The following is a 13,309-nucleotide window of genomic DNA, read 5'->3' as shown; positions in this document are numbered from 1 at the left end:
CTTACTGGATGTCCACGTGGTCGATTTCCACCACGTGGCCAGGGCCTGCGTCGAACAGCACGTAGAAATCGCCCTCGGGACGCTTGAACGTCAGTTGCGAATTCTGGTCGAGCTTGCCGGGCACCAGGATCTGCTCGTCATAGGAAATGACGTCCATGGTGACACCGGGCGCGCCGCTGCCGTCGGAGAAGCCGCCGGTGCACTGGATCTGTTCGTTGGCCGCGGACTTGCACTCGGCCATGGGGTTGTGGGCCAGCGCCGGCGCGCCGGCGCCCAGCAGGGCGAGCAGGGCGGCCGCGCGCAGCAGGGCGGGACGAAGGGAAGTCAGGAAGGTGTTCATTGCTTGGCTCCTTGCGTGTTCAGCCATGCGACGGTGGTCGGGGAGGCCGCGGACAGCGGCCACGGCGCCTGGTGCATGCTGCCGTCCCAGCCTTCCGCGGTCAACCAGAGCTCGTCGTCGGGCTTGGTGCGGGCGGGAATGGGCACGGTGGCGAATGCGCGGTGCGGGCCGCCGAAGAAGATGGCGCCCGCGGCGCGCAGGCTGCGGGGCTTGCCGACGCGCAGGTAGACCGCGCGGATTTCATTCTCGCAGCCCTGGCACAGCGCCATCGTGAAGGTCTTCACCCTGCCGGCCGGGTCGGACTTGGGGGCGCCCACTTCGAACTCGGCCATCTGCATCTTCCAGGTGCCCACCTGGACTTCACCGGCAGGACGCTGGCCCAGGCCGGCCGCGCCGCGGAACAGCGCCAGCTGGTCGAAATAGGGCTGCAGATAGAGGAGGGGCAGGACGAACAGCAGCCCGCTCAGATAGAAGCGGTAGCGGCGCCAGAGGCTGCCGGTGGGCGGCGCGGGATTGAGCGTGGCGGTCTTGCTCATGATTGCGGACCTGCTTGGAAAAAGACGGGGAGGGCGGCGTGCGTGGGGCTCGTCATTCGGTCACCTCGCGCGCGGTCGCGGCGCCCGGGACCGGATCCGCGGCACGCGCGGGTTTGCCGGCGGGACGGCGGGCCGTCTGGGGACGTTCGCCACGCACCGCCTTCACGGTGGCCTGGGTCGTGCGCTTGGTCCAGATCAGCAGGCCGCTCAGGCTCATCATCGTGAGCAGCAGGCCGAAGAGGAACCAGACCAGCTTCAGCCAGAAACCGCCGAAATCCCCCGTGTGCAGCGGGCGCATGGACTCCGTGAAGAACTCCAGGCCGTTGCGGTCCGACAGGCGGCGCAGGTCTTCGGTCTTGCCGTCATAGGGATTGATCTGCGCGTACTGGTACATCAGCGGGTAGGCGCCGCGCCCGGCCACGGTGACCGGGTCGTAGGCATTGCCCGAGAAGAAGATCTGCTGCGTTTCCATGCCGGGCAGGTCGCGTTCCGCGTTCGCCACGACCTGGTCCAGCGACAGGCGCGGCACGGCTTCGCCCGGCGTCTTCACCGTCGGCACCTGGTCGCGCGCCACCACGGCGGGAATGCCCTGGGTGGAAATGGTGGTGTGCGTATCGCCCAGGATGGCCTGCACCAGGAACCACATGGCGCTGATGGAGATCAGCAGCACGAACCAGATCGACCACAGGCCCGCCAGGCGATGGAAGTCGCCCCAGAAGATCCGCGAGCCCTGGCCGGTGCGCAGGCGCGGCTTCTGGAAATAGGCGCGCCAGAAACGCTTGTAGACCACCAGGCCCGTGACCAGCGACACCAGCATCGGGATGGACAGGATGGACACCAGGTACCAGCCCCAACTGTAGCCGTTGGTGAAGGGGATGAGCAGCCAGCCGTGCAGCGCCCGCATGAACTGGCGCAGGTCGAACGACAGGGCAGGGCCCTGCACGGCGCCGGTGTAGGGATTGACGTACAGCGAGGTGCTGCGCGCGCCCGGATAGGTGACCGAGGCGGTCAGGGCGAACTGCGATTCCTCGGGCCAGGAGAGGCGGTTGATGTGCGCCTGCGGTTCCTGCTTCCTGATGGTGTCCAGCAGTTCCTGGTAGCCCATGCGGGGCGTATTGGCGTCCGGCGCCTGGGCACGCACCGCAGGGTGCACCAGCCAGACGATTTCCTGGCTGATGACTGCGATCGTGCCGGTGGCACAGATGAAGAACATGAAGAGCCAGATGGGCAGGGCCGCCCAGCTGTGAACGAGGAACCAGAGTTTTGAGCGCGACGGTTTGGACATGGGATTTTGCGTGAACGCGCGAATGAAACGCGGCGTAGCCACGGCCGGCCCTGCACGTTTCGGCTGAAACGCGGCGCATTCCTGACCGTGAATAATCTGCAATTGTTGCAAATAGATCGCATTTCGGCAAACGATTTCTTAACGAATCTTGAGGAAACCCCGCTTGAATCACCAAGCATGGTGCATGCTTGCCACGGCAACTGATATGGTGTTTTCCCGCCTTCTTGATTCTGTTCTGCGGCGACTCGGCCCCCTACAATCGCGGCATGCCAACCCGGAGCAGCAGATGACAAGGCTGAGGAGGTGGGGCTGCCCGGACACCGGGCGCCTGGAGAAGAGACAGCAGCGCTGCGCCAGCCTGGCCGCCGCGCTGGCGGGCATGCTGGCAGCGTTGCTGGCGCTGGCCTGTGCGCCGGCCGCGGCGCAGGACCCGCGTATCGACCCCGACCACGCCTTGCCCGTGCTGTCCGACACGCCGCGGCCGCCGGCCGGTGACGACGAACGCGGCCTGCGCGCGGGCACCATGGCCGCTCGCCTGGCCGCCTGTACCGGCTGCCATGGCGCCCTGGGCGGCGGCAGCGCGGATGGTTATTTCCCGCGCATCGCCGGCAAGCCCGCCGAATACCTCTACAACCAGTTGACCGGTTTTCGCGACGGCCTGCGGCCTTACCGCGCCATGGAGGTGCTGCTGGCCCACCAGTCCGATGCCTATCTGCGCGAGATGGCGCAGTGGTTCTCGGCGCAGGCGCCGGCCTATCTGGCGCCGCGCAGCACCGCGGCCCCCTCGCAGGCCCTGATGATCGCGCGCGAGCTGGTGCTGCGCGGCGACGCCTCGCGCGGGCTGCCGGCCTGCGTGGCCTGTCATGGGGCGGCGCTGACGGGCGTGCTGCCTGCCTCGCCCGGCCTCATCGGCCTGCCGCATGACTACATCGCCGCGCAGTTCGGCGCCTGGCGCACCGGCACGCGGCGCGCGCTGGCGCCCGACTGCATGGCGGACATCGCCGCCAAACTGCGGCCCGACGAAGTGGCGGCGGTCTCCGCCTGGCTCTCGTCGCAGCGCATGGCGGGCGCGCCGCCGCCCGAGCCCGCGCCCGAGGGAAAGCTGCCCATGGCCTGTGGCAGCCAGCCCGGTCCTCATGCCGGGGCAGGGGGGCAGCCATGAGTCCCGCCGTCTCTCGTACCGCGCGCCGCATCGGCCTGGCCTTGCTCATGCTGCTGCTTGCGCTTGCCGGCCTGGGCTATTGGCTGGGCACGCGCGAACCCGCCGACCCGCCAGCCCGCGCGGCCGCTGCCGCGCCTGGCACGGCGCATGGCCCCGACGAATCAGGCCAGATCACCCGCGGCCGTTACCTGGCTGCGCTGGGCAACTGCATGGGCTGCCACACCGCCGCACGCGACCCGGGCCAGCCCTCGGGCCGCGGCGCCCTGTACGCAGGCGGCGACGCGCTGGTCACACCCTATGGCCGCTTCCATGCGCCCAACCTGACCCCCGACCGCGAACACGGCCTGGGCAACTGGACACAGGACGATTTCTGGCGCGCGCTGCGGCACGGCAAGCGTCCGGACGGCAGCCTGCTGTATCCGGCATTTCCCTACACCAGCTACCGCCACCTGACGCGCGCCGACGCCGACGCGCTCTTTGCCTACCTGCAGTCGCTGCCCGCCGTGCCGCGCCCGAACATCGATCACGAACTGTCCTTCCCGTATTCCCTGCGCCCCTTGCTGGCCTATTGGCGCGCGCTGTATTTCCGCGCCGACGCGCCCTTGCCATCGGCAGGCGACACCGAGGCGTCGCCGCAATGGCTGCGCGGCCGCTACCTCACCGAAGGCCTGGCCCACTGCGCCGAGTGCCACACGGCGCGCAATCCATTGGGAGCCTTGCGCGGCGACGCGCCCTTGGGTGGCGCGATGATGCCGGGCCAGGGCTGGTATGCGCCGCCGCTGACGGGCGAGCCCGGCACGGGGCTGGGCAACTGGGCGGAGCAGGATATCGCCGAACTGCTGCGCACCGGACTGTCGCAACATGGCTTCGCGGCCGGCCCCATGGCCGAGTCGGTGCGCAACGGCTTCCAGCATGCTTCCGAGGCCGACGCGAAAGCCATTGCGCATTACCTGAAGCGCCTGCCTGCCGGGCCGCCGCCCGCGCCGTCTGCCGTACCGGACTACGGCGTCATGGCCCAGGGCCGCAAGCTGTATGAAGGGCTTTGCCTGCAATGCCACCAGGCCAAGGGCGAAGGACTCATGCCGGCCTGGCCCGCTCTCGTCGGCAATCCCGGCGTGCTGGCAAAGGCACCCGACAACCTGATCCGCCTGGTGCTGGATGGCGGCTTCGCGCCCGCCACCCCCGCCCATCCGCGCCCGCACGGCATGCCGCCTTTCGGCCCGACACTGAGCGACGCGGACATTGCGGCGGTGGCCACCTACGTGCGCAACAGCTGGGGCAACAGCGCCAGTCCGGTCACGCTGCCCGAAGTCCGGCGCGTGCGCGACCGCCTGCGTTGAGCACGGCCACGCAGCGGGAGCCGGCGGCATGAAACGCTACGAAGCCCTGGCCGAGGACATCGCGCAATCCATGCGCCAGGGCGTGCTGGCGCCGGGCGACCGGCTGCCGTCGGTGCGGCAGGCCAGCAAGCAGCGCTGCGTCAGCCCGTCCACGGTGTTCCAGGCGTATTACCTGCTGGAAGCGCGCGGCCTCATCCGCGCCCGCGCGCGGTCGGGCTATTACGTGCTGGGCCACGCGGCCGTCTGGCCACCCGAGCCCGACGCCGCGCTGCCGGCGACAGGCACGCGGGCGGGCGCGGAGATCGGCCATGCCGCCTCCGTGGAAGTCAGCGACCGCGTGTTCGACGTGCTGGAAGCCAGCCGCGCGCCTGGCGTGGCGCCCCTGGGCTCCGCCTTTCCCGAGGCCGGGCTGTTTCCCCTGCAACGACTGGGGCGGCTGTTGGCCCACGCCGGCCAACGCATGGACCCGGCCAGCACGCTGGATGACCTGTCGCCCGGCAATGCCCGGTTGCGCCGCCAGATCGCCTTGCGTTACCTGGCGGACGGGCTCACCGTGCATCCCGACGAGATCGTGGTCACCAACGGCGCATTGGAAGCCCTGAACCTGTGCCTGTCCGCCGTCACCCGGCCCGGCGACACCGTGCTGCTGGAGTCGCCCACGTTCTATGCCGCCCTGCAGGCGCTGGAACGCCACGGCCTGCACGCGGTCGAGGTGCCCACGCATCCGCGCGAAGGCATGGACCTGGCCGCATTGGCGCAGGCCCTGGCGCAGCACGCGCCGGCTGCCTGCTGGCTGATGACCAATTTCCAGAATCCGCTGGGCAGCCTCATGCCCGAGGCGAAGAAGCGCGAGCTGGTGGCGCTGCTGGCGCGCCACGGCGTGCCGCTCATCGAGGACGACGTCTATGGCGAACTGTATTTTTCCGTGCGCCGTCCCTTGCCCGCCAAGGCCTACGACAGCCAGGGGCTGGTCATGCACTGCGGCTCGTTCTCGAAATGCCTGGCGCCGGGCTATCGCGTGGGCTGGGCCGCGCCCGGGCGTTTTGCGCGCGCCGTCACCCGCCTGAAACTCAGCACCACGCTGGGCACCTGCGCGCCCGCGCAGGCGGCGCTGGCGGCCTATCTGGAGAAGGGCGGCTACGACCGCCACCTGCGCCGGCTGCGCGATACGCTGGCGGCCCGCCAGCAGGCCTTCGTGCAGGCCGTGGCACGGCACTTTCCCGAAGGCACGCGCGCGACGCGGCCCGAGGGCGGTTATTTCCTGTGGCTGGAACTGCCGGCCGGCGTGGACGCGCTGATGCTGCACCGCCACGCGCTGGCGCAGGGCATCAGCGTGGCGCCCGGCCCCATCTTCTCGGCGCAGGACCGCTACCGGCACTGCCTGCGGCTGAACTACGGCCATGCGGACGGCGCGCTGGATGCCGTGGAAACCCTGGGGCGCATGGCCCACGCCCTGGCCGGCCAGCCCAGGCGACGACCCGCATGATCCCCCCCGCGCAATTGCCACCAAAGCGCCACCGGTAGAAACCGAATCCCCCACGTGACGGCGGTTTCCCAGGGAGGCCGCGGCGCAGGCGAAATATGAAATTACCCTTGCTTGCCGATGCATAAACCGCTGTCCTCGCGGCGCGCGGACACTGCAATCTCCATCGCGCGAACGGCGTTCCTGCGCGCGCGCCGCAACAGGAGGCAGGCATGACACTCTCGCTCAAGCAGCACCACATCGCCATACTCGCGCTCGACGGCTTCGAGCAATCCGAACTCGAGTCTCCCCGTGACGCCCTGAAGGCCGCCGGCGCGAAGGTGTCGGTCGTGTCGACCGAGACGGCCCCCATCCAGGGCATGAAGCACGACGAAAAGGGCAGCAAGGTGCCGGTGGACCTGACCTGGGCGCAAGCCGACCCGGCCGATTTCACCGGGGTGATCCTGCCTGGCGGCGTGGCCAATGCCGATGCGATCCGCACGGATGCCAAGGCCCAGGCTTTCGTGCGCGCCATCGACAAGATGAACAAACCCCTGGCGGTGATCTGCCACGGCGCCTGGCTGCTGATCTCCAGCGACCTGGCGCGCGGCCGTACGCTCACCAGCTGGCCCTCGCTGCAGGACGACCTGCGCAACGCCGGCGCGCAATGGGTCGACCAGGAGGTCGTGCAGGATGGCAACTGGGTCAGCAGCCGCAAGCCGGACGACCTGCCCGCGTTCAACGCGGCCTTCATCCGGCAGTTGAGCGGCCCCCACGCCTGACGTCCGGCCAGGACGCGCCGGACAGCGGGAAGCGACTGACATGGCGGCCTCCCTGCGACACGCGGCGCGGGAATCGCGCTACAGTGGCCGGGCCTCGTGCCCGACCCCGCGCCGTCTTGTCTTCCGATACCTCACCTCCCTCCCTGGCCAGCCGCCACGACATCGACCCCTCCATCCCGGCGTTCATCGACGCCCTGTGGCTGGAACACGGCCTGTCGCGCAATACGCTGGACGCCTATCGCAACGACCTGGCGGGCTTCGATCTGTGGCTGCGCGAGGCCGGGGCAGGGGGCTTGCCCCAGGCCAGGACGGCGGACATCGAGCGCTGGTTCGCCGCCATGCATGCGCAGACCCGGCCCACCACCGCCAACCGCCGACTCTCCACGCTGCGGCGCTATTTCCAGTGGGCGCTGCGCGAACACCAGGTACAGGCCGACCCATGCCTGACCCTGCGCTCGGCCAAGCAGCCGCCACGCCTGCCCAATACCTTGTCGGAAGCGCAGGTGGAAGCCCTGCTGGCCGCGCCCAGGCCCGAGACCGAACTGGGCCTGCGCGACCGGGCCATGCTGGAGACGCTGTATGCCACCGGCCTGCGCGTCTCGGAACTGGTCAACCTGGGCCTGCTGCATGTCAGCCTGAACGAAGGCGTGCTGCGGGTCGTGAACGGCAAGGGCGGCAAGGACAGGCTGGTGCCGCTGGGCGCGGAAGCCGCGCACTGGATCGAACGCTATACCGCGCACGCGCGGCCCTTGCTGCTCTCCGGACGGCGCAGCGACGCCTTGTTCGTCACCGCACGCGGCGATGCCATGACCCGGCGCAATTTCTGGCTCATCGTCGACAAGCATGCACGCCAGGCGGACATCCACGCCCCGATCTCGCCGCACGTGCTGCGCCACGCCTTCGCCACCCACCTGGTCAACCACGGCGCCGACCTGCGGGTCGTGCAGTTGCTGCTGGGCCACGCGGACATTTCCACCACGCAGATCTATACCCACGTGGCACGGGAACGGCTGAAGCTGCTGCACGCCCAGCACCACCCCCGGGCCGGGGCGCCTGCCGTGCCGGCCAGCGACGACTGATCCGGTTCCTGGCCGCGGCTGGCGCCAGCCTTTGTTCAGGAACCTGTCAGCCTTTCCCCGGTCTTACCCCCCTGACGCGGGCCCCGGCCGCAAGCCGGCGCGCAACGCCAGGCATCCCGCCCGGCGCGCCCACCCGCGGCAACTCTCAGAAGCAGGAGCACACACATGAACAGCCAGGACAAAGCCGCCATCGACAGCGTGTTTGATCGTCTCAAGGGCGTGCAGGCGCAAGGCGGCGCGCGCGATACCGAGGCCGAGGCGGAAATCCAGGCCCGCATGGACGCCCAACCCGGCGCCGCCTATTACCTCGCCCAGACGGTGGTGATCCAGGAGCAGGCGCTGAAGGCAGCGCAAGCGCGCATCGCCGACCTGGAAACGGGCAAGGGCGCCGCCTCCGGCGCCGCGGGGGCTTCCGGCCTGGGCCGCCAGTTCTCCAGCGACCGTCCGGTGCCCGGCGGCAATGCGGCGGTTCCGCCCGCGCAGGCCCCAGCCGCCAACCAGGGCCTGTCCGCCAATGCGGGCTTTGGCCGCAGCGCCGGCGGTGGCGGCGGCTTCTTGGCCGGCGCCATGCAGACCGCGCTGGGCGTGGCCGGCGGCCTGATGCTGGGCAACTTCCTGGGCGGTCTGCTGGGCGGCAATGACGCCCAGGCAGCCACGCCCGAGGCCGATGCCGGCGCGCAAGACGCGCAGGATGCCGCGCCGCCCGCCGAGGAAGGCTGGGATGACGGCGGCGGCGATTTCGGCGGCGACATGGGCGGCTTCGACGACATCTGAGCCTGTACCCCTGGCTTGGGGCGGCGCCGTGCCGCCCCAGGGGGCAAGGCCTTATGCCAGCGCCACGCCACGCGCCGGGTCCAGCCTGAACTGCGCCAGTTCCTGCGCGCTGCATTGCCCGATCAAGGCCGTTTCCCAAGCCAGATAGGCCCGCGCCGCGTCCAGGTTGCCGTCGTGCCGGTCGTGGACGAAGAACAGCGTGTCGATGGCCGCCCGGTCATCCGGCACGCCGGGACTGGCAGCGCGAGGCAGGCCGCTTGCCTGCCACGCCGCCCATGTCGTCCAGCCCTGGACGTTGGCGCCAAGCGCCTTGAGCGTGGCTGCCAGCAGCGCGGCCACGGCGGCATCGGGCGCAAGCAGCAACACGCTTGATTCTCCCTGCAAGGCTTGGGCCGCCCGGCTGCGCGTCGTCCAGACAGCCCCGGCCGGATGCGCGCGGCGATACGCGAGGCTGCCGCGCGCATCCAGGATACGGGGCAGGGCCTGCGCGCGCAGATCCCCGGCCTGCCATTCCCCAGGCGCCACAGGCAGCCGCGCCGCCTGCCTGTGCGGCACGCGCAAGGCCGCATGAATGCCATCCTCGACGACCGCCGATTCGAATCCCAGCCTGCGCAGCCACGCTGCCGCCAACGGGGCGCGGATGCCGTCGTCGTCCAGCAGCAGCACGCGTGCGTGGCGCACGGCGATGTAATGGTCGGTGGCCTGCACCAGCTGGCCGCCGGGCGCATGACGGGCGCCCGGCAGGGTCGCCGCCGCGAATTCGCTGTCCGTCCGGACATCCAGCACGTAGGTCGTGCGCGTGGCGTCGTCCAGCCAGGCCTGGGCCTGTGTAACGTCCAGGCCGGGAACGCCGTATGTCGAGGCGAGCGCCCTGGCACGCACCTGGCCGCTCAAGACAGCGCTGGGCCGCGCCGGCACCTCGCGCGTGCTGCCACGTTCCAGCGCGAAGCCCGCCAGCTGCCATCCCTGCGTGCCGTTCTCCAAGGCATACACCGGGTTCGGCAGCCCCAGGTCGCGCAAGGTCTGCGCGCCGATGATGCTGCGGGTGCGGCCCGCGCAATGCACCACGACGGGTTCGTCCGGCCCGCTCAACAGCGCGCCGATGCGCAAGGCCAGCTCGCCGTTGGGCACCGGAATGGCGCCGGGGATCGTCTGCTTGCGGTGCTCCGCCAACGTGCGGCCATCCAGCAGCACGTGGACACGCCCCTCGGCCTGCCAGGCCCGCAGCGTCTCGGCGCTCACCTGCGGGGTGCCCGCGTGGTGCTCCACCAGTTCACCGAAAGTCTTGGACGGCACGTTCACGCCCTTGAAGAGCGTGTGGCCGGCGGCCTGCCAACCCGGCGCGCCATCCTGCAGCAGGTGCAGGTTGCCATAGCCCTGGACTGCCAGGGCCGCCGCCGCAAGCTCTGCCACGCCGTCGCCGTCATCCAGCAGCACCAACCGTGCGTCCAGCCTGGGCAGCAGGGCGGGCGCCTCGATTTCCAGGCGGCTATAGGGCAGGTTCACCGCCAGGAAGGGATGGCCTTCGCCGTACTGGCCATGCTCGCGCACGTCCAGCAAGGCGATTTCCTGGCCATCGGCAAGCCAGGCGGAGACGGTATCCGCGTGAAGATAAGCAGTCATGGAAGGGATCGGGGTTCGGCGATGAAAGGTCAATAGAGGTAGCTGACGGGCGGCGCCACGTCGTTCAGCAGCGCGTTGCCCACTGCCTTGAGCTTGTAGGCCACCGGGTCGTGCGTGGCGTGGGTGCGGGCATTGCGCCAGTGCCGGTCGAAATTGTGTTCGCGCAGCGTGGTGGCCGCGCCGCCCACGTCGAATAGCGCCTGGCCCGCATGCAGGCCGGCCTGGGTGGCGATCACCTTTGCCTGCGCCGTCACGACCGAGGCATGCGCCGCCAGGCGGGCCACGTCCTCGGCCGAGGCCTCGTCGCCAAAGCGGGCGCGGGCAGCGGCATCGACCTGGTCGGCGGCATGCAGCGTCAGCGCGCGCGCCGCCTCGGCCTGCGCCGAGATGTCGCCCAGCACCTGCAGCACGTAAGGATCGTCCTGGGGCTTTGCCACGCCGCTTTCCTTCACGCCGCGCAGGCCGCGCCGGCCCCATGCCACCGCATCGCGCAGCGCGGCCAGCGCAATGCCGACCTGGATGCCGCAATGGACGATCTGGGAAGCCGCCCCCGTGTGATGACGTTCGGTGGACCAGCGCTGCGTGCGCAGCACCTCGTGCCCGGCCACGGCCACGTTCTCGAAGTGGCTCGTGCCGCTGACCGTGCCCCGCTGGCCCATGCCGTCCCAGTCGTCCAGCAGGCGAATGCCCTCGCGCCCGGCGGGCAGCACCACCAGGACGCTGTCGCCGGCGTCGTCGACAGCGGTCACCTTGACCAGGTCGCCGATCAGCGCGCCGGTGCTGTAGTGCTTGATGCCGTCCAGGCGATAGCCATTCCCCTCGCGCCGCAACAGCGTGCGCACCTCGCCGCGCACGCCGGTGCCACGTTCGGCCGAGGCGCCGCCCACCAGCACGCCGCCGGCGATCCGGCCCAGGTAATCGTCCACCTGCGCGGGCGTGGCCATGAGCAGCGTGCGTTCCACGAAGACGAAATGCGGCAACAGGGCCTGGGCCACGCTGGAATCGCCCGAGGCCAATGTGATGACGAGCGTCGCCAGGTCCCGCACGCTGCCGCCTGCGCCACCCAGGCGAGCGGGCACGCGCAGCGCGCCCAGCCTGTCGGCGCGGATGCGCGCATAGGCGTCGGCATAGGCCTCCCGGGCCGGCTCGCCCGCAAGGTCACGCGCGGCAGCATGGGCGGCCAGGTCGCGGGCCAGGCGCTCGGCCCGCGCCAACAGGGACGCCGGCGACAGGACCGCGTTGCGGGCGGCCCTTTCCTCGACCTCGGTCACGGCGCTCATGATTGCAGCCACGCGTCGGCCAGCGTGGAATAGAAGGTCAGCGGTCCGGCGCGCAGCCCCTGCAGCCGCTTGTTGTAGATGCCGTAGAACTGCAGTTCCAGCAGGGTGATGGAGGCCACATCCTCCTGGGCGATGCGCTGCATCTCGAAGATGTGCGCCTTGCGCTTTTCCACGTCGCCTTCCTCCTGCATGGCTTCGATGGCGCGATCCATCTCGGGCGAGCTGTAGCCCGAGCCATTGCTGGACGGCGAGCCCGGCTTGATGTTCTTGCTCCAGAAGCGGCGCTGCACGCCGATCTGCGGATCGGGATAGCACGAGTACCACATGGACGAGGTGTCGAACTCGTAGTCGGTGAACAGCTTGCGCACATAGGTGCCCAGGTCGTAGTTGATCAGCTTGACCTCAACGCCGATCTGCTTGAGCTGCTGGCGGAACAGTTCGCCCGCCCGCACGTACACCGGACCGTAGGGCGCGCAGGTCACGTGCGTGATCGACAGGCGCACGCCGTTGGCGTCACGCTTCAGGCCCGCGTCCTCCAGCAGTTGCTCTGCCTTCCTCGGGTCGTACTCGTATTGCGGCAGGTCCGGGTTGTGGAAGGCTTTCTGGTAGCTCGGCACCGGGCTGGTCGCCACCGTGGCCAGGCCGTACCAGACGTTCTCGGCCAAGGCCTTGCGGTCGATGGCATGGGCGAAGGCCTTGCGCACGCGGATGTCCCGGAAGCGTTCCTGGCGCCAGTTGAAGTCGAAGAAGAAGATGGGCGCCGGGGCCTGCCAGCCCTCGGTGTTCACCACCAGCGACGGATTGGCCGCCAGGCGCGCCACGTCGCTTTCCGGCACGGGGTTGTTCGCCGCCAGCAGGATCTCGCCGTTCTCCAGCGCCACGGCGCGGGCGCCCGCATCGGGAATGGCCTTGAAGATGACGCGGTCCAGGTAAGGCTTGCCCTGGTCCCAGTAGTTGGGGTTGCGCTCGAGCAGGATGTGGCTGCCGCGCACCCACTCCTTGAAGACGAAGGCGCCGGTGCCGATGGGCTTGCTGTTCCAGGGGTTGGTCAGCGGATTGGTGCCCTCGTACAGGTGCTTGGGCACGATCTGCGTCTCGGTGCCGAACAGCGCCGACCAGATGACTGGCGAAGGACCCGACAGGTTCAGCACCACGGTGTGCGCGTCCGGCGTATCCACCGAGGTGACCTTGGCGAAGGTGGAGCCGCCACGCGGGTGGGTCTTCTTCACCACGTTCAGGATGGAGTACTGCACGTCCGCCGACGTGAAGGGCACGCCGTCGTGCCAGGTCACGCCACGGCGCAGGCGGAAGGTGATCGTCTTGCCGTCGGCCGACTGTTCCCATGATTCCGCCAGCTGGGGCTGGGGCTTGAAGTCGCGGTCATAGGTGACCAGGCCGTCGAAGATGCTGGCGGAAATGGGCAGCACCGGCGCGGAGATGTTGATGCCGCCCACCAGGCCCGCCGAGGGTTCGGGGCTGACGTTGGCGATGAGCGTGCCGCCGCGCACGGGCTGGCCGGCGGCCGCGGCCTGGGCGGCCAGGGCCGACGGCAGCATGCCGGCGCCCATGCCTGCGGCAAGCAGTTCCAGGAAATGGCGGCGGTTGAAAGCGGGACGATCGAAGGACATGTCTTTACCTTGTGGAAA

At 69.8% G+C, this 13,309-nt stretch carries 12 protein-coding genes; 6 read left to right on the top strand and 6 right to left on the bottom strand.

The window, feature by feature from the left end; genetic code table 11:
• Window position 1: 1 nt before the first annotated feature.
• From ODI_RS11905 to ODI_RS11895, 3 genes are read right to left on the bottom strand one after another with little or no spacing between them, the layout of a single operon-like run.
• Window positions 2-340, bottom strand: coding sequence for a hypothetical protein (locus ODI_RS11905; protein WP_067750272.1), 339 nt, complete (start codon window positions 338-340; stop codon window positions 2-4).
• On the bottom strand, window positions 337-876 hold the full coding sequence (locus ODI_RS11900; RefSeq protein ID WP_067750274.1) for a thiamine pyrophosphate-binding protein: 540 nt from the start codon (window positions 874-876) through the stop codon (window positions 337-339). Before ODI_RS11900 ends, ODI_RS11905 begins: the two co-directional genes overlap by 4 nt.
• A 52-nt stretch (window positions 877-928) precedes the next feature.
• Entirely contained in the window at window positions 929-2,161 is a 1,233-nt protein-coding gene (locus ODI_RS11895; protein WP_067750275.1) for a PepSY-associated TM helix domain-containing protein, read from the bottom strand.
• Window positions 2,162-2,447: 286 nt separating this feature from the next.
• Between ODI_RS11895 and ODI_RS11890 the strand changes: the two genes are divergently transcribed.
• From ODI_RS11890 to ODI_RS11865, 6 genes are all read left to right on the top strand, one after another.
• Window positions 2,448-3,323 carry a c-type cytochrome gene (locus tag ODI_RS11890; protein WP_231968041.1) on the top strand — a complete coding sequence of 292 codons (876 nt, stop codon included), beginning with the start codon at window positions 2,448-2,450 and terminating at the stop codon, window positions 3,321-3,323.
• Window positions 3,320-4,663 (top strand): c-type cytochrome, encoded by a 1,344-nt coding sequence (locus tag ODI_RS11885; RefSeq protein WP_067750276.1) that lies wholly within the window; start codon window positions 3,320-3,322, stop codon window positions 4,661-4,663. Before ODI_RS11890 ends, ODI_RS11885 begins: the two co-directional genes overlap by 4 nt.
• 28 nt (window positions 4,664-4,691) lie before the next feature.
• The gene (locus ODI_RS11880; protein ID WP_067750277.1) at window positions 4,692-6,149 is read left to right on the top strand and encodes an aminotransferase-like domain-containing protein; all 1,458 of its coding nucleotides are present in this window, start codon (window positions 4,692-4,694) and stop codon (window positions 6,147-6,149) included.
• 209 nt (window positions 6,150-6,358) lie between these two features.
• A complete protein-coding gene (locus ODI_RS11875; protein ID WP_067750278.1) occupies window positions 6,359-6,907 on the top strand; it encodes a type 1 glutamine amidotransferase domain-containing protein in 549 nt (182 codons plus the stop codon).
• A 116-nt stretch (window positions 6,908-7,023) separates the two neighbouring features.
• Window positions 7,024-7,986 (top strand): site-specific tyrosine recombinase XerD, encoded by a 963-nt coding sequence (gene xerD, locus ODI_RS11870; RefSeq protein WP_067750279.1) that lies wholly within the window; start codon window positions 7,024-7,026, stop codon window positions 7,984-7,986.
• A 165-nt stretch (window positions 7,987-8,151) separates the two neighbouring features.
• Complete coding sequence (locus ODI_RS11865) at window positions 8,152-8,760, top strand: DUF2076 family protein (RefSeq protein WP_067750280.1); 609 nt, start codon at window positions 8,152-8,154, stop codon at window positions 8,758-8,760.
• 51 nt (window positions 8,761-8,811) lie between these two features.
• Here ODI_RS11865 and ODI_RS11860 read toward each other — a convergent pair whose 3' ends face one another.
• From ODI_RS11860 to ODI_RS11850, 3 genes are read right to left on the bottom strand one after another with little or no spacing between them, the layout of a single operon-like run.
• On the bottom strand, window positions 8,812-10,383 hold the full coding sequence (locus ODI_RS11860) for a rhodanese-like domain-containing protein (protein WP_067750281.1): 1,572 nt from the start codon (window positions 10,381-10,383) through the stop codon (window positions 8,812-8,814).
• Between the two features lie 29 nt (window positions 10,384-10,412).
• A complete protein-coding gene (locus ODI_RS11855) occupies window positions 10,413-11,663 on the bottom strand; it encodes an acyl-CoA dehydrogenase family protein (RefSeq protein WP_067750282.1) in 1,251 nt (416 codons plus the stop codon).
• Entirely contained in the window at window positions 11,660-13,291 is a 1,632-nt protein-coding gene (locus ODI_RS11850) for an ABC transporter substrate-binding protein (protein ID WP_082985173.1), read from the bottom strand. Before ODI_RS11850 ends, ODI_RS11855 begins: the two co-directional genes overlap by 4 nt.
• Between the last annotated feature and the right edge of the window lie 18 nt (window positions 13,292-13,309).

Origin of the sequence: Orrella dioscoreae (genome assembly GCF_900089455.2) — a bacterium.
Taxonomy (GTDB): Bacteria; Pseudomonadota; Gammaproteobacteria; order Burkholderiales; family Burkholderiaceae_B; genus Orrella; species Orrella dioscoreae.
Note: the sequence above shows the minus strand (reverse complement) of the source record. Positions and strands in the feature narration are given on the sequence as shown.